Annotated in this window: 20 protein-coding genes; 12 read left to right on the forward strand and 8 right to left on the reverse strand. The window is 39.7% G+C overall.

All coding sequences use genetic code 11. From position 1 onward, the window contains the following. Nucleotides 1-11: 11 nt before the first annotated feature. From J4N24_RS19870 to J4N24_RS19905, 8 genes are all read left to right on the forward strand, one after another. Nucleotides 12-1013, forward strand: a complete 1002-nt coding sequence (locus tag J4N24_RS19870) for an SDR family oxidoreductase (RefSeq protein WP_207535480.1) — start codon at nt 12-14, stop codon at nt 1011-1013. Between the two features lie 55 nt (nt 1014-1068). Next, complete coding sequence (locus J4N24_RS19875) at nt 1069-2022, forward strand: CvpA family protein (RefSeq protein ID WP_207535481.1); 954 nt, start codon at nt 1069-1071, stop codon at nt 2020-2022. Between the two features lie 17 nt (nt 2023-2039). After that, nucleotides 2040-2522, forward strand: coding sequence for a DUF4112 domain-containing protein (locus tag J4N24_RS19880; protein ID WP_207535482.1), 483 nt, complete (start codon nt 2040-2042; stop codon nt 2520-2522). Between the two features lie 139 nt (nt 2523-2661). After that, the gene (locus J4N24_RS19885) at nt 2662-2889 is read left to right on the forward strand and encodes a hypothetical protein (RefSeq protein ID WP_207535483.1); all 228 of its coding nucleotides are present in this window, start codon (nt 2662-2664) and stop codon (nt 2887-2889) included. 156 nt (nt 2890-3045) lie between these two features. Further along, nucleotides 3046-3600: a biliverdin-producing heme oxygenase gene (locus tag J4N24_RS19890; RefSeq protein WP_207535484.1), complete on the forward strand. Its 555-nt coding sequence runs from the start codon at nt 3046-3048 to the stop codon at nt 3598-3600. Continuing rightward, nucleotides 3597-5114 carry a GAF domain-containing protein gene (locus J4N24_RS19895; protein WP_207535485.1) on the forward strand — a complete coding sequence of 506 codons (1518 nt, stop codon included), beginning with the start codon at nt 3597-3599 and terminating at the stop codon, nt 5112-5114. Before J4N24_RS19890 ends, J4N24_RS19895 begins: the two co-directional genes overlap by 4 nt. Nucleotides 5115-5141: 27 nt before the next feature. Beyond that, nucleotides 5142-10721: a PAS domain S-box protein gene (locus J4N24_RS19900; RefSeq protein ID WP_207535486.1), complete on the forward strand. Its 5580-nt coding sequence runs from the start codon at nt 5142-5144 to the stop codon at nt 10719-10721. Between the two features lie 81 nt (nt 10722-10802). Further along, a complete protein-coding gene (locus tag J4N24_RS19905; protein ID WP_207535487.1) occupies nt 10803-11162 on the forward strand; it encodes a response regulator in 360 nt (119 codons plus the stop codon). 64 nt (nt 11163-11226) lie between these two features. On the opposite strand, the gene J4N24_RS19910 is transcribed toward J4N24_RS19905, so the two are convergent. The 5 genes from J4N24_RS19910 to ileS all read right to left on the reverse strand — a co-directional run bounded on the left by J4N24_RS19910 (nt 11227) and on the right by ileS (nt 17902). Continuing rightward, on the reverse strand, nt 11227-11931 hold the full coding sequence (locus tag J4N24_RS19910; protein ID WP_207535488.1) for an SIMPL domain-containing protein: 705 nt from the start codon (nt 11929-11931) through the stop codon (nt 11227-11229). A 139-nt stretch (nt 11932-12070) separates the two neighbouring features. Then, on the reverse strand, nt 12071-13279 hold the full coding sequence (locus J4N24_RS19915; protein WP_207535489.1) for a hypothetical protein: 1209 nt from the start codon (nt 13277-13279) through the stop codon (nt 12071-12073). Between the two features lie 195 nt (nt 13280-13474). Then, nucleotides 13475-14125: a lipoprotein signal peptidase gene (locus tag J4N24_RS19920; protein WP_207535490.1), complete on the reverse strand. Its 651-nt coding sequence runs from the start codon at nt 14123-14125 to the stop codon at nt 13475-13477. Then, nucleotides 14125-14508, reverse strand: a complete 384-nt coding sequence (locus J4N24_RS19925; protein WP_207535491.1) for a TraR/DksA family transcriptional regulator — start codon at nt 14506-14508, stop codon at nt 14125-14127. The genes J4N24_RS19920 and J4N24_RS19925 overlap by 1 nt, the downstream gene beginning before the upstream one ends. 1 nt (nt 14509) lies before the next feature. Continuing rightward, entirely contained in the window at nt 14510-17902 is a 3393-nt protein-coding gene (gene ileS, locus J4N24_RS19930) for an isoleucine--tRNA ligase (RefSeq protein ID WP_207535492.1), read from the reverse strand. A gap of 216 nt (nt 17903-18118) precedes the next feature. Between ileS and J4N24_RS19935 the strand changes: the two genes are divergently transcribed. After that, nucleotides 18119-18397, forward strand: a complete 279-nt coding sequence (locus J4N24_RS19935) for a hypothetical protein (RefSeq protein WP_207535493.1) — start codon at nt 18119-18121, stop codon at nt 18395-18397. Nucleotides 18398-18416: 19 nt separating this feature from the next. Here the strand turns inward: J4N24_RS19935 and J4N24_RS19940 are convergent, their stop codons facing one another. Next, nucleotides 18417-20747 (reverse strand): efflux RND transporter permease subunit, encoded by a 2331-nt coding sequence (locus J4N24_RS19940; protein ID WP_207535494.1) that lies wholly within the window; start codon nt 20745-20747, stop codon nt 18417-18419. A 184-nt stretch (nt 20748-20931) separates the two neighbouring features. Here J4N24_RS19940 and map point away from each other — a divergent pair, with 184 nt between their 5' ends. Beyond that, entirely contained in the window at nt 20932-21696 is a 765-nt protein-coding gene (gene map, locus J4N24_RS19945; protein WP_207535495.1) for a type I methionyl aminopeptidase, read from the forward strand. 4 nt (nt 21697-21700) lie between these two features. Here map and J4N24_RS19950 read toward each other — a convergent pair whose 3' ends face one another. After that, on the reverse strand, nt 21701-21904 hold the full coding sequence (locus J4N24_RS19950; protein ID WP_207535496.1) for a hypothetical protein: 204 nt from the start codon (nt 21902-21904) through the stop codon (nt 21701-21703). A gap of 243 nt (nt 21905-22147) precedes the next feature. On the opposite strand from J4N24_RS19950, the gene J4N24_RS19955 reads away from it, so the two are divergent. After that, nucleotides 22148-22531 carry a hypothetical protein gene (locus J4N24_RS19955; RefSeq protein WP_207535497.1) on the forward strand — a complete coding sequence of 128 codons (384 nt, stop codon included), beginning with the start codon at nt 22148-22150 and terminating at the stop codon, nt 22529-22531. Here J4N24_RS19955 and J4N24_RS19960 read toward each other — a convergent pair. Next, nucleotides 22523-25003 (reverse strand): helix-turn-helix domain-containing protein, encoded by a 2481-nt coding sequence (locus J4N24_RS19960; protein ID WP_207535498.1) that lies wholly within the window; start codon nt 25001-25003, stop codon nt 22523-22525. The genes J4N24_RS19955 and J4N24_RS19960 overlap by 9 nt on opposite strands. A gap of 129 nt (nt 25004-25132) precedes the next feature. Here J4N24_RS19960 and J4N24_RS19965 point away from each other — a divergent pair, with 129 nt between their 5' ends. Beyond that, entirely contained in the window at nt 25133-25606 is a 474-nt protein-coding gene (locus tag J4N24_RS19965) for a hypothetical protein (RefSeq protein ID WP_207535499.1), read from the forward strand. Nucleotides 25607-25640 lie beyond the last annotated feature (34 nt).

A 25640-nucleotide genomic window follows, 5' to 3' on the forward strand; every position in this document is an offset into this window, starting at 1 on the left:
TTTGTCTAGCTATGTATAAAAATAAATATCACTCGGTTGATTTAAGCCTGTTTAGCTTTTTGATAACGGGGGGAGCCGGATTTATAGGTTCCAATCTGGTAGAATACTTGTTGAAGTACGGTGCGGGAAAAGTGCGGGTATTGGATAATTTCTCCACGGGATCCCATGATAATATTACTCCTTTTCTCAGTAATCCAGCCTTCGAGCTTTTCGAAGGGGATATACGGGATATGGAGACTTGTAATAATGCAATTGACGGAATTGATTATGTAAGTCATCAGGCAGCCCTGGGGTCAGTTCCCAGATCTATTAATGATCCGGTAACTACTAATGCGGTAAATATTTCAGGTTTTCTCAATATGCTTTGGGCCATCCAATCTAGGGAGAGAGTAAAGCGTTTTGTTTACGCGGCCTCGTCTTCTACTTATGGAGATAGTAAAGAGCTTCCGAAAGTTGAAGAACGGATAGGCAGGCCTTTGTCTCCTTATGCAGTTACCAAGTATGTAAACGAGTTATATGCTGATGTATTTGCAAAGACCTACGGCATGAACCTGATAGGCTTGAGATATTTTAATGTTTTTGGGCCAAGGCAAAATCCTGAGGGAGAGTATGCGGCAGTTATACCTAAGTTTATTAAAGCCTTAAAAGCGGGCGAGCCTGCAATAATAAATGGAGATGGTGAACAAACGAGGGATTTTACTTTTATCGAAAATGCAGTCCAGGCAAATGTAAGGGCCTTCTTTTCTGAAGAAGAAGGGGCTGTTAATCAGGTTTATAATATTGCCTTTGGAGAGAGCATTTCATTAAACCAGTTATGGGCCCTGCTCAATAAGCATCAGGGAAGCATTATCCCAGCAGTGTATAATGCAGAAAGAAAAGGAGATGTTAGAAACAGTTTGGCAGACATTACTAAAGCCAACTCCTTACTTTCATACAATCCTCAATTTAGTGTTGAAGATGGGCTAAAGCTTTTGTTAGCCGAAAACGAATGTTTTCAACAGACAAACAAATAGGCCGTTTCATTAAAACAGTATCCTCTCCTGTCTCTTATTAGGTGAGGATATTGTTATGAATCTTTTGGACCTTATTTTAGTACTTATACTCGTTTTTTCTGTTTGGCAGGGGATTTTGAAAGGCTTCATGATCGGAATGGTCGAAGTCTTCCTGTGGGTTTCCGGACTGCTCCTTGCTTTTATCTGCTACCCCTATATTTCAACCTTTATACAAAGATATATTGCCACTGGTATTTGGGTTTCACCTGTTTCTTTTATTCTTGCCATTATCGTTACACGATTGACCCTTTCAGCGATTGCTAACTATGTACTTTCAAAAATTCCTTCAATTTATCATGCCTCCAGACTGAACAAGGTGCTGGGAAGTGTTCCCGGAGGATTTACAGGGATAGTTTACCTGCTGCTGATAACCTCTTTACTAATCTTATTTCCTGTTAGTCCCTCACTTAAGTCGAGGGCTGAAAGGAGCTGGGTGGTCTCGCAGTTAATACCAGGCCTTGAGAAGATCCATCTTGCGATCTCTCCTTATATAGAAGAGTTGGAGAAGCAATCGGGGCCCTTACTTACGCTTAATAAGAAAAACGACAAGTTCATTAAATTGAATTTTACAGTGGCCCATACAAAGGTCCGAGAGGATTTGGAGGCAAAGATGTTGATTTTGATCAATAGGGAGAGGGCGAAAGTTAATCTTCAGCCCCTTCGGGCTGATCAGGAAATAGCGGTTGTGGCCAGAGCTCATTCGGCGGATATGTTCGCCAGAGGGTATTTTTCTCACTATACTCCAGAAAATAAATCACCTTTTGATCGAATGCGAGCTGCAAAAGTGAGATTCCTGACAGCGGGAGAAAATCTTGCTCTGGCTCAAACCTTAACTATTGCCCACGAAGGCCTTATGAACTCTCCGGGACACCGGGCTAATATTCTCCATAAATCTTTTGGCAGGGTCGGAATTGGGATATTGGACGGGGGGATTTACGGTTTAATGGTAACGCAAAACTTTCGGAACTGATTTTGTTTTACACAAGTATGGAGTATAACGATCGACGCAATTATACAAGTCAGAATAATAAATTACGCTGGGTAGAAAAGTTGTCATACCTTTTAGATGAGCAATTCCGTTTGCCAGGGACCAACTTCCGGTTTGGCCTGGATCCTATATTAAATCTTATTCCTTTTGCGGGAGATATGAGTGGACTACTTATCTCTGCCGCTCTCGTTTTAACCCTTGCCAAGAACGGAGCAAGTAGTAAAATAGTGACATTAATGGTGCTCAATATTGTTCTTGATGCAACTATAGGAGGGATACCGATCATAGGACAGATCTTTGACTTTTTCTTTAAAGCCAATAAGCGCAATATAAGGTTGCTAAACGAGCACTACGTAGAAGGTAAACATCAGGGAAGTGGTAAAGGGGTGCTTCTCGGTGTGGGACTAGTTTTGGTGATGATCTTTATTCTAATGGTATATCTGATATGGCAGCTTACCGCTTGGGTCTTTAGCCAATTTTAGAAAAAGAGCTTCCGCCCGTCATAGATGCTGACCTAATCTTTTTGCATTCAAAGCCACCTTATCCCCTAAAACAATACTTGCGCCACTTACAAACAAGTTAGCGTAAGTTGTTGTTTATGAATTAAAAAGGAAAATCAATATGGGACAGGTTTTTACTATAAGCCTGCAGGGCGCTAAATTTCATTACCAGTTATTAAAATTGAATCAGAAAAACAGAATGGTGGAGTCGGAAATATTACTACAAGGGAATACCGTTACACTATATAAAGATGACAGGGGATGGAAGCAGAAGGAGAACGCATTACCTCTGGTAGATGAGTTGGTTCGAGCAATAGGTAACTCATTGTCTTTAAGGTACAGAATATAAAGCGTTCAATCCCTTCCTGTTTTTATTGTTATTTATGATGAGTGAAGATCGCTCCCAATTTATTCTTGAGTTTAATTAATTACGAAATTTCAGCAATGGAAAGTATTAGTGATTACTAATGCTTATCATTGTTATTTTTTACTTTATTGTCCCCTAATGAATTTGAGTTTAGTCCTAAAAGATAAAACGGACATATCGCATCAACAGCTGGAAAAACTTCTGGTCGGAAAGCTAAAATCAATAGCAGTTGAAGCAGACTACATCGAGATTTTAAAAAAGTTTTACGGCTACATTAAGCCGCTCGAAGAAAGGATAAGTAAAAATCTTGATATAAATAAGGTGCCTGATTATCCTGAAAGAAGAAAATCTGATGCATTAGAACTAGATTTACAGTACTTCAACACTACTTCAGACGTGTCTTTATGTGACGACCTTCCTGTAGTAACAAACACGTATGAGGCCATTGGTGCGTTATATGTTTTGGAAGGTTCTACACTTGGGGGAACAATCATAAGTAAAATGGTTTCTGCTAAGCTTGGTCTTAGTGCTTCTGAGGGCCTTTCTTTTTTTTATTCTTATGGTAGTGAAACGATGAAGATGTGGGAGCAATTTAAAATTGCTTTAAATACTAGGGTGGCTGAAGAAGACTGGAATATGGTAATAATTGGCGCCGATGAGACTTTTATTAAATTTAGAAATTGGCTAGAATGAGCAAAAAGAATTATGACTCCGAATTTTGTGGTAGTTTGCCCTTACATCACATCAATCAGATCCAGCCTTACGGATACTTGCTTGTGTTGAACAAGGAAGATTTGAAAATTGTTCAGGCAAGTGAAAACATATCTGAAGTTTTCGGTAAAGATGTTGCTGATGTAGTGGATTCTAATCTTTCTGATTTCGTAAATGAGGAACACATCAGATTACTTGAAGATAGTTTCTCTAAAACAATTTCTGATAAGATACCTCTTAATTTATATATTAAAAAAGGCGACACTCAGGCAGAATACATTGCGCTGGTGCACAAGAAAGATGAGCTGTTGGTAGCGGAATTGGAAAAGGCTGATACGAGGAAGTCATTTACGGAAGTGTTTCAAGAGATGAAGTATGTGATGGCTGAAGTGAATTCTGCAATTTCTATTGAATCCATTTGCCAGATCTCCGTTGCTGCTTTGAAAAAACTCGCTGGTTTTGACCGCGTATTGATGTATCAATTCGACGCAGATTGGAACGGAACGGTCATTGCCGAAGAGAGGGAACAAGATATGGAGCCTTACATAGGTCTTAAATTTCCAGCTTCTGATATTCCAAGGCAAGCAAGAGCCCTCTATCTCAAAAATCCCTATCGATTAATTCCGAACCGCGAGGATAAGCCGGTTAAGGTTTATCCTGTGATTAACCCACTTACTAATTCCTTTATAGATCTTACCGACTGTAACCTTCGTAGTGTTGCGGGGGTGCATTTAGAATATATGGAGAACATGGGAATAAAAGCTTCCATGTCAATCCGTATCATTCGTAATGGTCATTTATGGGCTTTGATATCCTGTCATCACCGGGAGGCAAAATACTTGAATTACGAGCTGTGTTCGGTTTTTGAACTCCTGTCGGAATTGATCTCCTCTAAAATTACTTCTATGTTGTATCAGGAGCAATTTGAGTATAAGAGTACGTTATGGGAGAAGAAGAGATTGGTGTTGGACGGTATTTATAGCATTAACGAACTGTTTTCAGGCCTTATTCAAAAAGATAAAGACCTTTTGGAATTATTCAATGCCGGGGGATTAGCGCTGGTGTACAAAGGTAAAGTGCATTTACACGGCCAAACACCACCAGTGGAGGATGTGAAGCATCTGGTTTTTTGGTTGCAACACAAGACAATTTCGGAGGCGTATTTTGAAAACAGCCTCTCTGCTGCCTTTGAGCCTGCCCAAAATTTTGCAGAAGAGGCCAGTGGATTGCTCGCTATACCCGTTGGTGGAAGAAATGAAGATTTTCTTTTGCTTTTCAGGCCGGAGGTGCAAACAACGGTTAATTGGGGAGGAAATCCTGGGGAAGCGATTAGATTTGAGCCAGATGGGAAAAAATATCACCCCCGAAACTCTTTTTCTATATGGCAGGAAACGGTCCGGAAGACTGCCTTACCCTGGGATGCAGAAGAAGTAAAGGTTGCAGAAAGCCTTAGAAGCTTTATATTTGAATATTCTACTAAATACATATATAGTTAGGGCGGCTTTACATCTATGGAAAAGACGGTGAACGAAGGTTTAATACAAAGGAATTCTACAAAGCTAGATCATTATGTGGTTGCTATTGGCGCGTCTGCTGGTGGTTTGGAGGCTATTCATGAATTCTTTGATAATATGCCCACTAACGCTAACTTTTCTTTCATAGTCATTCAGCATTTGTCTCCTGATTATAAAAGTTTGCTTGTGGAGCTGGTATCTAAGCATACCCACATGAAAGTCTTCGAAGCTGGAGATAAAATGACGGTGCAAAAGGAATGTATCTATGTAATTCCCAATAATAAGTTAATGACTATTTATAATGGGAAGTTGCATTTGGTGGAAAAGGTTCCGGATAAGCAACCCAATACGGCTATCGACCATTTCCTTTATTCTTTAGCACAGGAAAAAAAGGACAAAGCAATTGCTATTATCCTTTCAGGAACAGGTTCTGACGGTACAAGGGGGATTGAGGTGATCAAAAATACAGGAGGAATGGTCATTGTGCAGGATCCGGTGACTGCAAAGTTCGATGGGATGCCAAACAGTGCAATCGCCTCTGGCAACGCAGATCTTATCCTGCCCCCTGAGATGATTCCCGAAGAGATCTATAATCATGTAAACGAAGCTCCGATCCTTGTTCTGAATAAGGGCAAAATAGACGATAATTTACTCGATGAGATCTTTAACTTGATCCATAAAGCCCACGGTTACGATTTCCACTACTATAAAACGCCTACTATCATCAGAAGGATAGGAAAGAGGATGGGGCAACATAACATCAAAAAATTAGATGATTATGTTACTGTTCTTAGGCAAAGTCCCGAAGAAGTTAAGAGCTTAAGTAAGGACTTTTTGATAGGCGTAACCCGTTTTTTTAGGGATAAACAAGCCTTCGACTCGATTTCACAACAGGTTTTACCGGATATCATTAATGACAAACACGACGGAGACATACTGAAGGTTTGGATTTGTGCTTGTAGTACCGGGGAAGAAGCCTACTCACTCGCTATACTTATCGACCAGTATCTGCAACGTTTCAGACGTTTGCTTGAGGTTAAGATATTTGCTACCGATATTGATGAAAGCAGTATTGGGTTTGCTGCAAAAAATTTATATCCTCAGTCTATCGAGAAAGATATAGATGAAGATACCCTTAAAAAGTATTTTGTTAAGGAAGGTAAATTCTATTCTATTATTCCCCGGATTCGTAAACAAATAGTATTTGCCAGGCATAATGTAATTAAAGATCCTCCTTTTATAAAAAACGATCTGGTAAGCTGCAGAAATATGCTCATTTATATGAATAGCGTGTTGCAGCAGAAGGTGATGAATACCCTTCACTTTTCTATTAATACGGGAGGCTATCTGTTCCTTGGAACAAGCGAGACAGCCGCATCCATTAAAGACTCGGTAGATGAAGTCAATAGTAAGTGGAAGATCTACCGTAAGATTGGAAAAAACCGTATATCTCCTTTCGAGGTTTACCGGCAACTGGATAATAAGGGCGAGCAGCCCAGGGTTTCCCCGTCTATCATAAAGGCGTCACAGAAGAAGACTAATCCTCTGGCTGATGACCTCACAGAAGCAATTATAGATGACTTTGGTTATGTGTGTTTCTACATAGACAAGAATTACGAGATTAAAGAATCAGTAGGAAATTTCAGCCGGTTTTTATCTCTTCCTGAGAAAAAGCTTAATCTGAACATTTTGAAAATGGTGCCTCAGGAGCTCTCGGTTGCATTGAATACAGCAATTCGCAAGAGCTGGAAAGAGGAGAAGAAGGTTTTTCTTAAGAGCGTGCGGGTGAAACAGGACCAGGTTGATCTGTTCTTAAGTATCTCTGTAAGGCCCGCCCAGCCTCTTCAGGGTAAACCATATACCTTGGTGGTGCTTGGCGAGAACAGCCTTAGTCAGGTTCATGTGCGGGAGGAAAGTTATCCTATACCTAGTCACGAACACAACGAATACGTTGCCGAGTTGGAGGCGGAGTTGAATGAAACCAGGTCCAATCTCCAGATGGCCGTAGAGGGATTGGAAACTACCAACGAAGAATTACAGTCGAGCAATGAAGAGCTGCTTTCAGCGAATGAAGAGTTGCAGTCAAGTAATGAGGAGCTTCAGTCGCTTAACGAGGAACTGCATACCTTGAATACTGAGCATCAGCTTAAGATTAAGGAGCTGATCGAGCTAAATGATGACCTTAATAATTATTTCAGAAGCACCGATATTGGGCAGATCTTTATTGATAGAAATCAAAATATCAGGAAGTTTAACGCTTCTGCATTAAGACTGGTTAACTTAATTGAGGGAGATATTGGCCGGCCTATCAGTCATATTTCTACCAACATCCGGTACGAAAACCTCGTCAGAGATATTACACATGTTATAGAGACGGATGATATTGTAGAAAAGGAAATTATTCTTACGAATGATACCAGGTTTCTCATGAGGATAATGCCTTATGTAAGACAGGATAAGCGTACCGATGGAGCTATAATTACTTTTGTTGATATTTCAGCAATTGCAAATCTTAATAACATTATAAATGGAGTGTTCAACTCCAGTTTAAGTTCGATCATTGCCTTTAAAGCAGTTAGAAACTACAATAGCCAGATTGAAGATTTTGTTATACTTACCTGTAACTATGCTTCTGACGCTATATTAGGAGGAAGTATAAATCAGGCTGGTAAGCATTTGAAAGAGATTAGCAGCTTATCTGGTACTGATTTCTCAAACAGCTGCATTTCAGTGGTAGAAAAAGGTGCTCCTCTTCATACTGAACTGAACATTGATGACCGCTGGTATGAGATTGTGGCAGTGAAAATGATGGACGGCTTCGTAGCTACGTTTACTGATATAACAGATAAACGAGATGGGGAGCAGAAGCTGAGACAAAATTATAACGAACTGATCTCTGTCAGGGAGAACCTAAAGAAACTTAATCTTGAACTGGAAGATAAGGTGGCAGAGAGGACCCGGGAACTAAGCGTATCTGAAGAAAGATTCAGGTTGGTTTCCAGGGCAACAAATGATGCTATCTGGGATTGGGATCTAGTGAATAATAGTTTGTGGTGGAGTGATAGCTTCTTTAAACTGTTTGGCTACGAGTATTTTGAAGAGGTTAACAGCAGTAATTTCTGGTTCAGCAAGATCCATCCTGAGGATAGGGAAAGAGTAAGAAAAAGTATCAATTCGGTTATCAACACAGGCAGTGATCAATGGAGCGAGGAGTATCGTTTTGAGAAAAAGGACGGTTCATTCGCATGCATCCTTGACCGGGGCTATTTGCTACAGGATGAATACGGAACGCCCTACCGGATGCTCGGTTCGAGATTGGATATTTCGGAGTTGAAAGAAGCTCAATACCAAATCATTAAAAGTGAAAGCCGGTTCCGGAAAGTGTTTGAATCAAACATGATCGGAATGTTATTTACCAATAAGGATTCGGTGATTATAAATGCGAATGAGGCCTTCTTGCAAATGATCGGCTATAGCCGGGAGGATTTGAAGAACGGACTTATTACCTGGAGTAGAATTACTCCGCCTGAATTTCTGGAAAGAAACAGGCTGGCTGCTGAACAAATTTGGAACAGTGGAGTTTGTCCGCCATTTGAGGGTGAGTATTTGCGTAAAGACGGCTCAAGGATGTGTGTGCTGCTGGGTGCTGCTTCCGTTAGTGAAGACGATGCTGTTGCCGTTACCTATATCATTGATATTACAGAGAAGAAGGACGCCGAGAGAAAGGAACAGGAACTTCAACGAATTATACAGAAACAGCAAGATGAGTTCCGGGGTATTTTTATGAATGCTCCTGCGCTTATTTCTATCCGTAGAGGAGAAGATCTACGGGTTGAGTTTGTGAACCAAACGGCAATGGATTATTTCGGAAGAAATGACCTTGTAGGTAAAAATAATACGGAATTACTAGGGGAATATAAGCCAGAAAGTAAAGAATCGGACGAGTTGATCCAGCAGGTTTACAAAACGGGGATCCCATTTTTTGGCAAAGCATTCCACGTTAGATATGATCGGAACAGAACGGGCGTAATAGAAGATGGCTGGTTCGACTTCGTTTATCAGCCTGTTTATAGTGACGATGGAATTGTAGACGGTGTTGCCACCTTCGCTTTTGATGTCTCTGACATGATCAGGGCTAATCAGGAGATTAAGAAAAATGAAGGCCGGTTCAGATTTCTTGCCGAATCCATCCCTCAAAAAGTTTGGACTGCAAAACCAGATGGTCTGGGTGACTTTTTCAATAAGGTGTGGCTGGACTATACCGGTAAAGAAATGCACGAGCTTGAAGGCTGGCAGTGGCTTGATGTAATACATCCTGAAGATCGGGAGAGGAACAGAGAGCTATGGGTACAAGCTATTGAAGCTGGTCAGGATTTCGAAATGGAAAGAAGGATCTTAGGCACCGATGGCCAGTACCGATGGCATTTAAGCAGAAGTATTCCGCAAAAAGATGATAATGGGGAAATCGTCATATGGGTAGGCACAAGTACCGATATTCACGATCAGAAGACAGCCTCCGAGGCGTTGAAGGAGAGTGAAGATTATTTCCGTCAATTGGCCGATCAGTCGCCCTTCATGATCTGGAAAGTGGATGAGAAGGGAGATTGTAACTACGTAAATAAAAAATGGATCGCTTTCACGGGGCTCAGTTTCGATGCTAGTATGGGCCTCGGCTGGAGTAAAGCCTTCCACCAGGATGATGCAGACAAGGAGTATAAGAAGTTCGTTAAGGCCTTCGAGTCCAGAGAGATCTTCTATTCCAAGTTTCGACTAAGAAGTATAAAAGGAGAGTATCATTGGGTGCTGGCTCAGGCTAACCCGGTATTTGGAGCCTCCTTCGAAGGGTATATTGGAAGTTTAACTGATATTACGGAACAGGAGTTGGCACAGCAAGCCACTAAATTGTTGATGCAGAAGAAGGACGAGTTCATGAGTATTGCGAGTCATGAATTAAAAACCCCTATTACGAGCATGAAGGCCTCATTGCAAATTGCTGAGCGTTTGAGTAACCGTAAAGTAGAGGTTGAGAAGATCCAGTCCTTTATAGAGAAAGCAAACAAACAGGTTAACCGTCTTACTGCATTAGTTGAAGATTTGTTAGATGTAACCAAGATCCAGGCAGGTAAATTGCAGTTTGAAAAGGATAGGTTCTATATTGACGAGGTAGTTCAGACTTCTGTAGATCAGATGCAGAACGACTCTATCAGGCATACCATTGTTGTTGAAGGGGACAAAGAAATTGCCGTCTGGGGAGACATGCATCGTCTGGAGCAAGTGATCGTAAATTTCTTGTCCAACGCTATCAAATACTCGCCTGATTCTGATAAAGTATTGGTAAATATCAGGAGAGAAGAGGATAAGGTAAGAGTTTATGTAACTGATTTTGGTATCGGGATTCCAGAAGATAAAATTAATTTCGTCTTCGACAGGTTCTTCCGGGTGCAGGAGTCGTCACAGAAGTTTTCGGGGCTAGGTTTAGGCCTCTTCATATCCGCGGAAATTATAAAACGGCATGAAGGTGACGTTGGTGTTTATAGTGAAGAAGGTAAGGGTTCAACATTTTGGTTTGATTTGCCTATTGCAGATTAGGGAAATGCAGAATGAACTATTGAAATATATTAATAATTAAATTTTTGCGGGTTCATTTATTTGTTTTAGCTTTATGCTTGAATGAAGCGTATAGTAATTTTTGATGATGATGTGGATATTTTAGAAATTCTCACGTATTTACTTACTGAGAAGGGGTGGGAAGTCCATACGCGAACAACTTGTAACAATATTTTAGAGATAATTTCTGAGAAAAGGCCGGATGTGATCTTAATGGATAACTGGATTCCGGATACGGGAGGAATAAAAGCAACGCAATTGCTTAAAGCTGATCCAAAGCTTACTAATATTCCCGTTATTTACTTTTCTGCGAACAATGATGTTGAAATCCTTTCTCAGAAGGCGGGAGCGGACGCTTACATTGCAAAGCCTTTCGATTTAGACGAGCTTGAGAAGATAGTAAACCAATTTGCTCTTTCTTAAAAAATTATAAAAGGGATTGAATTTACAACTGTCAATAGTTCTGTAAATCCAATCCCTTTTTATTTTATTTAAGTTCGAATACCGCCCTCATCTGATAATTCAGCTTGATCTTCTTAAAATCGATCTCCGGCATAGGCGCTGATTCTGCAGCTGCAGCCTTATCCATCATCATTACATTTGCACGATAATAGGGCTGTGGGTAAACTTCATTATTGATCTCCTGTATTTCAATAGCATCTCCCACTTTATCATTGACTGCTTCTGCCAGAAAGCTTGCTTTGTCTTTGGCGGCTTGTAGTGCTTTTATCTTGAGGTCTCTTTTCAGAGATTCTATTTTTGAGTAATCATAGGACTCTATATTCGTATACTCAATTGCCCTTGGCTCTACACCATTTAATATTTGATTAAACTTATTGAGGTCAGTAACCTTTATCCGGTACTGTTTCCTCGCCAGAAAATCGGGATTTTTCTTCTTTTCCCATGTATAATTATAGCTGGATATATTATTGATCGTAAAATTCTCCTTTGGAATTCCAGCATTTATTACAGCCGAGTATAGTTGCTTTTCAAGGTCCTCAATATCTACTTTCTTCTTGTTGGCGTTGTCCCGGTAATATTCTTTAAGAGAAATTCCAACGTAAATAATATCGGGGGTAACTTCGGTTTCTGCAGATCCTGATACTTCGATTTTTCTGCGCATATCAATAGTCTGAGCTGATGTAGTAATAGTGATACCGCTAATAAGTGCGATGAAGAATAATCTTTTCATATTTTATCTAATTGTTGTGTGCTGCTATGATGCAAGCAGGAAGTTAATTCCATAAACATCTTGCAAAAAGAATTGCTTGTAATAAGGACGAAAAAAAGAGTACGAATGTAACAGGGGTGCGAAAAACTGAAGTAAGGATCTAATTACTATTATGAGGATCGTAATGGTAAACCACTGTGTAAGCGGCGTTCTGCTGTTTTACCGAGAGCTGTCCGATTTTAAGGTTAGCTGCCTGAGGGGTTGGTTCGCATATCGAATAATGGGTACCCTGATAGATAATGGAATTTGCTGTGGGCTTGTCAAATGCTACTGCAACAGTTATATGGGTAGGGTACAGGAGCGCAATCATTGGAAGATTGTATAGCTCTTTTACGAGATAGAAGAATAAAGCGGCCCTGTCATCACAATCACTATATTCTGAGAATAGTGTCTGTTCCGGCGAAAATCTTTTTTCTTTACCAAATAGTTGGTTATCATCCTGATAAAGGAATGCGTACCGGGTAAAGTTCATCAGATATTCAATTCCCTTTTTTTGATTTTTCCCTTCTAAAGCTTTCTTTAGCACTGGAATTAAAGATCCGTAGGTTTCATGACTTAAGGGAATATTGAAATAGGTTGCGAAATCTACTACAGGATAGTTAGCAAAAATATTTTGCACTTCAGGGTTAACCTTCACTTTGAAGTGATATACCTTTTGTTTGTAGCTGAACTTGATGTCCTTCTCGGAATAGTCCTCCGGTTTAAATTCAGGCATACGAGTAACCTTATATGAAAACTCATTTTTAGCTCCAGGAACATCTATCTTCACTGGGATAGCTACCTCTTTGCTAAAATCAAACTTCCCATAATCGTGGTAGTTTAAGCACATGTACTTGTTTCCGGCCACAGTAAAGAAAGGGATATCCATGATATCTTCAGCGTTCCTGACATAAAATATTATCTTATGATTGGCAATTGCAAGACGGGCATCGTAGCCCGAGTGTGTAAGAAGGAACCATTTGTAGAGGGTGTATCTAAAATAGTTTTCTTTTTTCGGTGCGATCTGCTGCGCTGTTTTTCTAACAAGCTGGTAGTATAACCAGTCATTTAAATTATGGGTTTCTTTGTAGTTCAAAAGAGAACTAAGCAAAGCCTGGTAGTCAGTCCTCTTTATCTGATCATAAAATTTATGGACAGCTTTATCGCCAGGAACACTATCGGTTTGGATGATAGCAGACTCAGGTACCCTTAAGTTTACTGTACCCTCGTAAAATTCGAAGCTATACCCCTGATACTGTTCCTGGGCTTTCAACTGTCCCACAAAAATGACCAGGAAAGCAAAGTAAATCAATTTTACCAGCCTTCTCATACTGTAAACTTAATATTTATTTTACATTGAATTAATATTATTTAAACGTAAGAATGGGAGGGCTTGTTTCAGAAGCTTAGAAACTTAATATTGTTGGTAAAACTAAATGTTAATTTAATATTAGAAAGATTGGAGGTCTGGAAGTGATAGAGGATAGGTTATAAAACAAAGCCCCGCTAGGGGCGGGGCTTTGTTTTATTCTTCTATAATTTCGCTGTGGGGATAACTTTCTTCTACTTTCTCTTCCTTGAAATATCTTTTCTGCCATATGAGTATTGCAATAACACCTATGGAAATGGCGGCATCTGCAATATTAAATACTGGCCGGAAGAAAATAAACTCCTCATTCTGCCAAATAGGAAACCACGAAGGAAAAGTGCCCTGTACCAATGGAAAATAGAACATGTCGACAACTTTACCCTGGAAAATCCCCGCATAACCACCTTGTTCCGGAAGAAGCTTTGCAGGTTGAAAATAAGAACTCTCACTAAATAAGATCCCGTAGAAGGTGGAATCAATTATGTTTCCCAGTGCACCAGCAAAGATTAATGCGACATTTAATATTAGGCCACGATGATACTTCTTCTTAATAAGATAAACTACACCGTATCCTATAAGGGAAACTGCAACGATGCGAAACAGTGTAAGAGCGAGTTTTCCTGCAACACCTCCAAACTCCATTCCGAACGCCATTCCGTTATTCTCTGTAAAATGTATCATACCCCTATCGCCAAGGAATTTGAATTCCTGACCAAGGGTCATGTTTAGTTTTATCCAGATCTTTAAGGCCTGGTCTGCTAGTAGTATTAAAATAATAGCCAATACAGGCTTGGTATATGCTTTCATTAAGATTGCTTCAGTTTTGCTTCCATACTCAAGGTAGTATGAGGTACAGCTCTTAGACGTTCTTTAGGGATTAACTTACCTGTTTCGCGGCAAAGTCCGTAAGTCTTATTTTCAATACGTACTAAAGCTCCTTCGAGGTTTTCGATAAACTTCTTTTGACGTGCAGCTAATTGATTAGTCTGCTCCTTTTCAAGTGTTGCAGAGCCATCCTCGAGGGTTTTATAAGTTCCCGCCGTATCATCAGTTCCATTTAAACTAGGATTACTTAATGATTGGGTAAGTGCGTTTAACTCTTCTTTAGCTATGCGAATCTTCTCTAAAATAAGTTCCTTAAATTCTTGTAGTTCTACGTCTGAGTACCTTGTTTTCTCGTTATTTTCCATATTAAGCTTTTGTAAGAGTTACTAAAAATTCCTGCTCGTCGATTTCTATACTATCACCTTCCGATAGATCTTTATCTAAATTGAATGAAGCTGCCAGAATTTCGGCGCTAATATATGATAAATTCGCTTGTACAGCTTCTGCTATGTAAGGGTGTTCAATTATCCTCACATTGATCTTGTCTGTTACTTCAAAGCCTTTATCTTTTCTCAGATTTTGAATCCGATTGATCAATTCGCGGGAAATTCCTTCCTGCTTCAATTCGTTAGTTACCGTAACATCTAAAGCAACGGTTAGTTTTCCCATATTTGTTACCTGCCATCCGGGAACGTCTTCCGCGATAATCTCTACATCATCAATCGAGATTGTTAAACTGAACTCATCCTTACTAAAATTAACAATACCTTCTTTCTCAAACTCAGCAAGGTCTTGCTGTGACAGGTTCGTGATGAAAGCAGCAACATCCTTCATGTTTTTCCCTGCTTTCGCACCTAATGCTTTAAAATTAGGCTTAACCTTCTTTTTAATGATACCAGAAGTGTCGTTAATATAATCAATGTTTTTAATATTGGTCTCAGAAAGGATTAATTCCTTCACTTTTTCAACTTTTTCTTGAAAACTGCTATCTAAAACCGGTAGTAAGATCTTATTAAGTGGTTGACGTACATTAATTCCAACCTTTTTGCGCAGTGACAGTATCATGGAAGAAATATCCTGAGCTAAAGCCATACGTTCTTCCAGATCTTTATCAACTAATTCGGGATGGTAGGATGGAAAGTCGGACAAATGAATTGATTCCGCGCCATCTTTCTTAGTAATATTATTCAAATCAAGGAACAATCGCTCGCTAAAGAATGGAGCCACTGGTGACATTAACTTAGCTATAGTTGAAAGACAGGTATAGAGTGTCTGGTAAGCTGAAATCTTATCACTGCTATAGTCTCCTTTCCAGAAACGACGACGACAAAGCCTCACATACCAGTTACTCAAGTGCTCATCTACAAATTCCTGGATAGCCCTGGCTGCACGAGTCGGCTCGAACTCTCCATAGAACCCGTCAACTTCCTGTGATAGCGTATTCAGCAACGAGATTATCCAACGGTCTATCTCTGGTCTTTCAGCCAAAGGAATTTCTGCTTCCTGATACTTAAAGCTATCGATGTTAGCATAAAGTGCGAAGAAAGCATAAGTGTTATAAAGGGTTCCAAAGAACTTCCTGCGTACCTCGTCTAAGCCTTCGATGTTGAATTTCAGATTATCCCAAGGAGATGCATTACTGATCATATACCAGCGGGTGGCATCGGCACTATATTTATCAATAGTTTCAAACGGGTCGACAGCATTACCTAAACGCTTAGACATTTTATTGCCGTTTTTATCTAATACAAGTCCGTTCGATACCACATTTTTAAATGCTACTGAGTCATTAAGCATGACTGCAATAGCATGAAGCGTGAAGAACCATCCGCGCGTTTGGTCAACACCCTCGGCGATGAAATCTGCAGGATAAGCATTCTGGAATCTATCCTGATTTTCGAAAGGGAAATGCCATTGAGCATAAGGCATCGCTCCGGAATCAAACCACACGTCGATAAGGTCTGGTTCACGAAGCATCTTTTTACCGGTAGACGAAATTATGATCACATCATCTACATAAGGCCGGTGTAAGTCAAAATTGCCTTCTGTAATCTGAAGGATCTGAGCTTGTGCTTTATCTAATTCTTCCTGATCCAGTAAACCGCTGTCAACAGCTTCGATGATCTTTTCTTTGAGTTCCTGGATTGAACCGATGCAAATTTCTTCAGCACTGTCTTCTGTTCTCCAGATAGGAAGCGGAGTACCCCAATATCTTGAACGGGAAAGGTTCCAGTCTACGAGGTTCTCCAACCAGTTGCCAAAGCGTCCGGTACCTGTAGCCTCAGGTTTCCAGTTTATTGTTTTGTTTAGTTCAACGAGTCGGTCTTTTACTGCAGTGGTCTTGATGAACCAGCTATCAAGGGGGTAGTAGAGCACCGGCTTATCCGTTCTCCAGCAATGAGGATAACTGTGTTCATATTTTTTCACATCGAACGCTTTATTTTCCTCTTTAAGCTTGATGGCAATCAGAACATCGGTAGGTTTAAACTCTTTATCTCCCGCAATTTCTGCGGAATAGTATTCCTCTTTTACAAAACGGCCAGCAAAATCAGTTACTTCATCTACAAATTTTCCCTGACGATTAACCAGAGGATGTTGTCTGCCTTCGGCATCAGTTACAACCACTGCAGGAACTCCTGCAGCTTTTGCAGCTCTAAAGTCATCTGCACCGAAAGTAGGAGCAATATGAACAATTCCTGTTCCGTCTTCCGTGGTAACGAAGTCGCCGGGAATTACACGAAAGCCATTTGATTCAAGCTCTTCATTTGTTACATACGGCAGAAGCTGGTGATAGCGAAGGCCAACCAGGTCAGCGCCACTGAATTCAGCCGCTATTTCCCAGGGAATCAGTTTGTCTCCTGCTTTGTATTCCTGGAAAGAAGCATTCTGTGCATCAGGTTTGAAATGTTTAGATACAAGGTCTTTTGCCAATACAACGCTCACTGGTGCGTAGGTGTATTGATTGAATGTCCTGACCTTGACGTATGGAATATTATTACCTACTGCAAGGGCACTATTTGACGGAAGCGTCCAGGGTGTAGTAGTCCAGGCCAAAATAGCTGTATCCTCCAATTCGTTCTGGAAGAGAACAGGCATTAGTGGGTGTATCTGGTCTTTTTTGACTCTGAATTGGGCAACGATTGTTGTATCTTTTACGTTCCGGTATGTGCCCGGTTGATTAAGTTCGTGAGAACTTAATCCAGTTCCTGCAGCAGGTGAAAAAGGTTGGATTGTATAACCCTTATATAAATAGCCTTTTTTATAAAGCTCTTTTAATATCCACCATAATGTCTCGATGTAATCGTTCTCGTAAGTAATGTATGGATTTTCCAAATCTACCCAATACCCCATTTTTTCAGTCAGATCATTCCATACATCAGTAAATTTCATTACTTCCCTACGACAGGCAGCGTTATATTCTTCCACCGAGATCTTCTTTCCGATATCATCCTTGACTATTCCCAGTGTCTTTTCTACTGCTAGTTCGATAGGGAGGCCATGAGTATCCCAACCTCCTTTACGTTCTACACGAAACCCTTTTAAGGTCTTGTAGCGGCAGAAGATGTCTTTAATTGTTCTGGCCATAACGTGGTGAATGCCAGGCATTCCGTTGGCTGATGGAGGGCCTTCGTAAAATGTATATGGTTTAGAAGCCGGACGGTTGGTAATACTTTTTTCGAAGATATTATTGTTCTTCCAGTATTCCAGGATCTCCTTGCCGGTTTCAGATAAGTTAAGTTGTTTATATTCTTTGTACATCAGGATTTTAAACAAATTTTTAAGGCTGCAAATTTAGGGATTTGAAATGATAAATATCGGTCTTTTAAGTTTGCTGTATTCTACTAATAAGACTATGTGTATAATTTAGTATACAAGAGCTTTGAGTAATAATGCTTATTCTAGTATTCTAAGTCATGGCTTGATTTTAGCGCTGTATTATGTCAACTGTAAATTTTCTTAACTGTAACTGTTTTTATGAATAGATTTTTGAAAAGAGGCTTGCTTTCGCTGGTGGCGGGGATTGCTCTCAATGTTGCCGGTTATCTAATGATGGAACACAATCAACGCCATTACGGCTGGCTTATGATTGCTGGGGTTATCCTGTTCGGTCTTGGATTCATTCTTATCTTGTATAGCTTTATGAGAAAGGTGGAAGCTCAAGGGCTAATAGAAGAACGAGCAGAAGTGAAAGAAAAAAGAAAGAGATTTCGATTGGAATTAAAAAAGCCGAAGAAAGTATCTCCGGCTTCCTGATTCTTAGATTGAAAGGTGACTATTCATTCTTAGCCAGGTGCTGACTTTTATTCTTAGCCAATCTTTTTTCAAGGCTTAATAGTAAAGCTGGCAGAAGCGTAAGATTTGAAATCAAGGCAACCATTAGGGTTATGGATAGTAATATTCCTAAAGCAACCGTTCCGCCAAATGTAGAAGCTGTAAAAATGCCAAATCCGAAAAAGAGTATCAAGGCAACATAGATCATACTGATACCTGTTTCAGCAATGGTATCAGAGACAAGTTTTGAAATACTGTGATCAGAGACCTTCATTTCATGGCGGTACCGTGTTAGAAAGTAAATGGTTTGATCTGAGGCTATTCCAAAGGCGATGCTGTAAATAAGGATAGTTGAGGGCTTTAGAGGAATTCCGCTAAAACCCATGATTCCTGCAGTGATAACAAGCGGGATGATGTTTGGAATAAGAGAGATAAGAATCATTCGTACCCCCCTAAATAAGATCCACATTAGGATTGCTATTAAGCCAACAGCGATCAGCAAGCTATCTCTAAGGTTTTCTACCAGATAGTTAGTTCCTTTGACATAAATAATACTCGTTCCAGTGACGTCAACGGTATAGCGTTCCGGATTTAATATAGAATCAATTCGAGGTTTAATCTCATTGATCAACTCGTTCATTCTTTTAGAACCGACATCGGCCATTTGAAAACTGACCCTTGTTACCTGCCTGTTTTTATCTACAAAGCTCTTTAGAAGATTTCCATTGCCACCTGAATGAGCAGCATAGTTAAGGATAAAGTTCATCTCAAAGTCGGACGGAACCCTGTAAAAATCTTTATTACCCTCGTAGAAGGCTTGCGAAGAGAATTTCAGAACTTCAATAAGAGAAATTGGTCTTGAAAACTCAGGATAAGAGGCGATCATTTGCTGAAGTCTCTCTATTTTATTTACTACCGGCATTTTCATAACCCCATTTTTCCTCCTGGTGTCGACACTCACTTCAAACGGCATTACTCCTTCAAAATTAGTATCGAAGAATTTGAGATCACGGTAAACAGGGTCATTTTGAGGGAGGTCATCTACAATGTATCCATTAATATTGATTTTAGAAATACCATATATGGAGATGATAAGCAGTAAGACGGTAGTTAGGTAAACCCAATTTCTCCTGTTATGAACGAGGTGATCTACTAATTTCAGCAATTTTGTAAGGAAAGGAGTATCCAGATGCTTTACATGTTTTAAGTCTGGAGGAGGAAGATAGCTGAAGATAATTGGAATTAAGCATAAAGACATAAGCCAGGTAGTGAGAACGCTTATTGATGCTACAATACCAAATTGCATGAGTAGTTCACTCTTAGTGATATACAGAACCCCAAATCCGATAGCCGTGGTAAGGTTTGCAACGAAAGTGGTAATGGCAACCCGGGAAATGACAGTACGAAGTGCTTGTAGTTTATCCTGGTGTTTCCTGTATTCGCTATGATATTTGTTCAATAAAAGGATGCTATTTGGAATGCCAATGACAACAATAAGCGGAGGGATTAATCCTGTAAGTAAAGTAATGTCGTATTTAAACAGAACTAGTATTCCAAGACTCCAGACAACTCCGGCTATTACAACAAGGACAGGAAATATCACGGCATAAAAGGACCTAAAGAATATAAGTAGTATCAGGGCTGCCACCAGAATAGAAAGGCCAAGGAATAATGCGAATTCCTGAGAGACTTTTTTGCTGATTACGGTCCGGATATAAGGCAAGCCTGAATAATGAAGGCTAATGTTGTGTTTCTTACTGAAGGCTTGGCTCTTTGCAACAATAGCGTTGATTACTGGAATACGTTCTTTTGAGTTCAAAACCTTCCTGTCAAAGGTTATTGCCATCAAAGACGCATTATTCTTGCTATTAAAAATTAATCCATCGTAAAAACTTTGATTATATAGTTTCTTTTTGAATGCCACCATCTCGGCATGAGATTTAAGAGGCTCTTTAGTAAGCGGCTCAAGACGGAATTTCTGGGCTAGCGTGTCTTTTTTTAATTCAAAAAGATTTCCGATGGAAAGAGTTTGCTGAATCCCATGCAATTGTTGGATATCCTTAGTAAGGTCCCTCCAATCGTTGAATGTTCGAAAATCATTCATCTTGGGAGACTGAACGCCAAGAACTAAAATGCTGCCGTCCTCTCCAAACCTGGCTTTAAACTGATTGTAAGTACTAAATGCACTATCTGTAAGTGGAAGAACTTTGCTACCCGAGAATGATAATTGAACCTTGCTAGCCTGCCATCCCATCAATACAGAAATTCCAAGGAAGATGAGGAATACGGTTAAACGATTAGAAAGAACGAATTTTGAAAGTTTCTCCCACATAGAATATCAACTGCTGCTTAAATTTTGTTGGGCAGCAAAACTACAAAAATAAGTTTACCGAAATAGTTAGGGTATAGTCAGGCAATTTTAAGCTTCTTTATTTCTTATCATAAGACCTGGTTACAAACGATTTATTAGATAAACTTTATCTTCGCTAATTCCTTTTAAGCTTTAAATAAGTACTATGTCAATAGAGTCAGAAAGTGATTTGATTGCGATAAAAAAGGTAAGTGAGGCTGTGGCTAATACCTTACGCATGATGAGAGAATTCGCAAAACCAGGCATGTCTACCCTCGAGTTGGATGAGTATGGGGGGGAGCTGCTCAAGGAATACGGTGCAAAGTCTGCGCCCAATGTCACCTACGGTTTTCCTGGCTATACGTGTATCAGCATCAATAATGAGGTAGCGCATGGTATTCCTTCAGACACAAAAATCCTCAAAGATGGTGATCTCGTTAATATTGATGTTTCTGCTGAGCTTGACGGGTTTTTCTCCGATAATGGAGGATCTTTTATTCTCGGCGAAGATGTTAATCACCTGTCCTCTTTAGTTGAGGCTTCAAAAGACATTCTGTACCAAGCGATCCATCAAATCAAAGGAGGCGTAAAAATCTCTGATATTGGACGATTGATTGAGGCAGAAGCTAAAAAGAGAGGTCTTACTGTTATTAAAAACCTGGCGGGACATGGAATTGGAAGGAGCTTACATGAAGAGCCTCATGATATTTTATGCTACCCTGATCCTTTAAATAAAAACCGCTTTCGTAAGAATTCTGTCGTGGCAATTGAGACCTTTATTTCTACAAGAGCTACCTATGCTTATGAAAATGCTGATGGTTGGACAATGGAAACAAAAGACGGAAGTTTTGTAGCACAGCATGAGCATACTATTTTGGTCACCGATGGTGTGCCTGTGATTTTGACTGAGGCTAATGCAATTTGGGATTAACCATTTAATTCCCTGAAAGATTATACCTTTCTATTTTTTCGGCGAGTTCCTGTAATAGTTCCCGGTCTAATTCTCCCGGATTTTTACAGATATGAAGAAATCCGTATTGATCTGGTTCGAAGCTTGCCACCAGCTTCTCTTCTTTAAATACCTCAAATTTACAGTGTTCATGTTCGTGGTGAACATAGTCTACTACTTCAAAATTCATGAGTTCGCTATTTTTTTTCACTTCTATTCTGATCCTATCCATTCTGGAGGTACGGAGATATTGGGAAAATGTTTTCCCGCATTGATAAATAAAATCAACGAATAGTCGGAATATCCGTAACCTTTCTATGCGTATAGCGTAAAAAACAAAGCAACAGTGCCCCTGCTCCTGTGTAATTGAGTTGCGACAATGTTCATTTGAATGAAACGCGCTTCTTTGGTGGTATTACTATCAGGGCTGTGTATGGCAGTTGTTTTAGCATATACCGCTCGTATTATTATTGTTAACAGTACTGGTTTGACCGATATTGATTTCGTCAATTCGGGTCCTTTTATATACGAGCAGGATTTTAACTCGAAGCATATCAATGTCGATAAGTCGGAGCCTAATGTTAGATTTGATGCGGATGGCATCAGTATGGATTTTGTGCAGCCTGCAAAAGGTAAGGTAACCCTGGTAAATATTGAGGATGCAAATCAAAATAGAAGCTATCCTATAAATAGTGGCAGGTCTAAAGATGTTAGTATTCCACTTTCAGGCTTGTCTGTAGGACAATGGAAATTGAAGTTCGAATGGGAAAGCGAGGGCAAAAGCTTTCTGTATGAAGAAGATGCTTTTTTAAAATAATTCTCCAGACCCTGTTTCTGCTGCTTCAATTGATCCTAAATGCTTTAATACTGCCTTTATTTCCCCGAAAGTAACTTCGTCTCCCAGAAGTGTTTTTATTTCGTTTAAAGATCTTAGTCTGTGTGTCTCAATAGTTTCTATTATTTGTTGAGCTTTATTTTTTGGAACTAGATCAAAAAGGTCTAATTCGCCTGTTCCAATATAATGGGTAAGGTGTCCCTCAATAGTTCCAGCTGTTAAATTTCGTTCTTCTGCTATTTCGCTAAGTTGTTTTCCTGCTTTAAAGAGTTCCAGACTTTGTCTTTTTGTGTCAGTACTGATCTTTTCTTTATCTTCCGGCTTGCGGGGAGAGGATCTTTTAATATCATTCTCGTTGCAGTAAGTGTTTATAATCTGCAGGATTTGTTGTCCGTATTGCTTTACTTTTTGCTTTCCGATTCCCTTGATCTTTTCCATCTCTGATATATTTTCGGGCAAAGAGGAAACAAGCTCAAGTAATACTTTGGAAGGAAGGATAAGGTAAACAGCTGTATTGTGCTTTTTTGCGAGGTTATCTCTCCACTTCTTCAAAAGTTCATAGAGCTCTCCGTTAGAAATACTTGCCGGTGCCGTTGTTGACTTAGTTTCAGAACCCTTTTCTGTTGCCTGAAAGTCTATTTCTGCGTCAGCTTTTGCTCTTAAGTAGGCTATCGTATTTAGTCCTGATCCGCATACATTTAAGGTAGCAAGTTTCACAATTACCTCTTTCCTCAAATTATCTTTTGCTTCGGTAAGAGTTTTGTTGACGGCTTTATTATCTGTGTCGAGTGATATTGTTTTCAATCTTTCGAAAAAGTTTTGATAAAGTTTTTCGAAAAAATAGGAAGAAGCTTTCTTCACTCGCTCTTGTAAAATAACGTTCTCTTCAGGTAGGTTTGTTGATGTATCGAGCCTTGCAATCTCTCTTTTAAATGTTTCTGCGACTGTATAAATTTCTTTTTCGGCCTGCAATTTCATGCTTTCAAGAAATTCAAGGTTAGCTTTGGGAAGCAAGTTATCATGTTCCTGGGCTTGCTTCAGACAGTAAAATAATCTAGACTGCAGTGTTTTAAAGTCGAATAGTTCTGACAGAATATTTCGCTGAAATGAAGCTTTGGCAGCAATCAGTTGCTCCTCTCCCGGGGCATTTCTTTCTGCCTGTTGAGTGTAAGTTGCAATTGTTCCATCTGTTTTTACACTATTCAATTTGATAGGAGAGCTCAATACCATCCCTTCGAAAGTTTTACAACGACTAAGGGCAACGTACACCTGCCCATGGGCAAAGGAGGATGCTGCATCAATGATGGCCTTTTCAAAAGTTAAGCCCTGACTTTTATGGATAGTGATAGCCCATGCAAGTTTGAGTGGAACCTGAATAAATGTTCCGATTATTTTTTCTGCAACTTCTTTAGTCTCTGGATTGAGTTCATATTTGAGATTATCCCATTGAATTGCTGTTACTTCAATATCATAGAACTCTTTAGGACAGCGAACAAAAATTCGTTCACTTTCAATCCGTGTAATTTTTCCAATCTTTCCGTTATAATACAGCTTATCTCTTGATCCATCGTTTTTTACAAACATAACTTGTGCTCCAACTTTGAGCTCCAGATCTGATTCTGTTGGATAACTGAACTCTGGAAAGTCACCTGTGACGATTGCCTTGAAAGTGCTGGATCTGCCGTCAAGTTCTTTAAGCTTTGTATTATTTATATTGACTGCTGAATTGTTATGAGTGGTTAGGGTAATGTAACCTTCATCTTCGTCAGGCTTGAAGTCGGCGATGTGCCGTTCATTTAGTTGTGTTAATAGCTGCTGGTCAATTCTATTTTCCCTAACTTTATTCAGAATATCTATGAAATGAGTATCTGATTGTCGATAAATATGCTTGAGCTCGATACAGGCGGGAGCACTTTGTTGGAGTGCTTTACTGCTGAAGAAATAGAGGTTAGGATAGTAAGGCTTTAAAATTCTCCAATCCTCTTCCTTTATTACGGGTGAAAGCTGATGCAGGTCGCCTATCATCAATAATTGTATTCCGCCGAACGGCTTGGATTTATTTTTATATCTGCGTAAAACCTCGTCAATACCGTCAAGTAGATCAGCCCTCACCATACTGATCTCGTCTATTACCAGAAGGTCGAGGCTTTGAATCAGGTTGATCTTCTCTTTGTTGAATTTCCGGTTTCTGGAAATGTCATCAGTATTGCCTGAAACACTTTCGGCCAGGTAAGGTCCAAAGGGCATTTGAAATAGAGAGTGTATAGTAACTCCGCCCGCGTTGATTGCCGCAACTCCTGTTGGCGCCACGATTGCCATACGTTTAGGGCAATCTTCTTTCAAGCTGCGGAGGAATGTAGTTTTCCCAGTACCTGCCTTGCCGGTTAAAAAAATGTTTTTGTCAGTGTAAAGCACAAAGTTTCTGGCTATTTCAAGCTGGTGATTTTTTTCCATACTCAGATATAAAAAGGTCTGGTTTTTATAATAGGTGAAAGGTAAAAGGTTCTGCGATAAAGTTACGAGATGAAGGGCTTGTGAAGTATACTTTGGAAAAATAATTTTGCTGTATTAACAGTAGAGCGTATGAAAGTATTTTTTATTGCCATTTTTATTGTTTTTTTAAGTGTGGGAAGTTCTTATTCTCAGGTTTTTGAAAATCCATATTACAAAACGAGCGACGATCAAACTACTACAATTACCCGAATTGAACAGACACCAAAATCGACAATTATTACCTTTGAACATATGCAGACAGCTGAAGGTTGGATAGCATTAAGTAAATCAATCTATTTACAAAATGCCGAGGGAGATCAGATGTACAAATTTATTAAAGCCGAAGGGATACCCCTGTCGCCTCAAAAGAAATCATTAAAAGGAGATGAGGGCAAGTTTATCTTTAAAGTTCATTTTGAACGCGTGCCTTCCACTATTAAAACAATTAATATTATAGAGAGAGCCATTCCAAGGGACGAAGCTGGCAGCTACTTTAATTTCTTTGGAGTTAGCATGGATAAGACAGGTAAGGCCTTAAGAGAGGGACGTTCCCAAAGGATTTGAAGGAATGAAGCCGATTTAATCGGCTTAAGATATC

Origin of the sequence: Desertivirga arenae, assembly GCF_017355785.1 — a bacterium.
Taxonomy (GTDB): Bacteria; Bacteroidota; Bacteroidia; order Sphingobacteriales; family Sphingobacteriaceae; genus Desertivirga; species Desertivirga arenae.

Excerpts from the sequence above, each read along its gene's own strand:
- J4N24_RS19870 (WP_207535480.1), top strand. The coding sequence starts at position 12 with ATGTATAAAAATAAATATCACTCGGTTGATTTAAGCCTGTTTAGCTTT.
- J4N24_RS19880 (WP_207535482.1), top strand. The coding sequence starts at position 2,040 with ATGGAGTATAACGATCGACGCAATTATACAAGTCAGAATAATAAATTA.
- J4N24_RS19910 (WP_207535488.1), bottom strand. The coding sequence starts at position 11,931 with ATGAAAAGATTATTCTTCATCGCACTTATTAGCGGTATCACTATTACT.
- J4N24_RS19915 (WP_207535489.1), bottom strand. The coding sequence starts at position 13,279 with ATGAGAAGGCTGGTAAAATTGATTTACTTTGCTTTCCTGGTCATTTTT.
- J4N24_RS19935 (WP_207535493.1), top strand. The coding sequence starts at position 18,119 with ATGAATAGATTTTTGAAAAGAGGCTTGCTTTCGCTGGTGGCGGGGATT.
- J4N24_RS19950 (WP_207535496.1), bottom strand. The coding sequence starts at position 21,904 with ATGAATTTTGAAGTAGTAGACTATGTTCACCACGAACATGAACACTGT.
- J4N24_RS19890 (WP_207535484.1), top strand. The coding sequence starts at position 3,046 with ATGAATTTGAGTTTAGTCCTAAAAGATAAAACGGACATATCGCATCAA.
- J4N24_RS19925 (WP_207535491.1), bottom strand. The coding sequence starts at position 14,508 with ATGGAAAATAACGAGAAAACAAGGTACTCAGACGTAGAACTACAAGAA.
- J4N24_RS19895 (WP_207535485.1), top strand. The coding sequence starts at position 3,597 with ATGAGCAAAAAGAATTATGACTCCGAATTTTGTGGTAGTTTGCCCTTA.
- ileS (WP_207535492.1), bottom strand. The coding sequence starts at position 17,902 with ATGTACAAAGAATATAAACAACTTAACTTATCTGAAACCGGCAAGGAG.
- J4N24_RS19920 (WP_207535490.1), bottom strand. The coding sequence starts at position 14,125 with ATGAAAGCATATACCAAGCCTGTATTGGCTATTATTTTAATACTACTA.
- map (WP_207535495.1), top strand. The coding sequence starts at position 20,932 with ATGTCAATAGAGTCAGAAAGTGATTTGATTGCGATAAAAAAGGTAAGT.
- J4N24_RS19965 (WP_207535499.1), top strand. The coding sequence starts at position 25,133 with ATGAAAGTATTTTTTATTGCCATTTTTATTGTTTTTTTAAGTGTGGGA.
- J4N24_RS19905 (WP_207535487.1), top strand. The coding sequence starts at position 10,803 with ATGAAGCGTATAGTAATTTTTGATGATGATGTGGATATTTTAGAAATT.
- J4N24_RS19960 (WP_207535498.1), bottom strand. The coding sequence starts at position 25,003 with ATGGAAAAAAATCACCAGCTTGAAATAGCCAGAAACTTTGTGCTTTAC.
- J4N24_RS19955 (WP_207535497.1), top strand. The coding sequence starts at position 22,148 with ATGGCAGTTGTTTTAGCATATACCGCTCGTATTATTATTGTTAACAGT.
- J4N24_RS19940 (WP_207535494.1), bottom strand. The coding sequence starts at position 20,747 with ATGTGGGAGAAACTTTCAAAATTCGTTCTTTCTAATCGTTTAACCGTA.
- J4N24_RS19875 (WP_207535481.1), top strand. The coding sequence starts at position 1,069 with ATGAATCTTTTGGACCTTATTTTAGTACTTATACTCGTTTTTTCTGTT.
- J4N24_RS19885 (WP_207535483.1), top strand. The coding sequence starts at position 2,662 with ATGGGACAGGTTTTTACTATAAGCCTGCAGGGCGCTAAATTTCATTAC.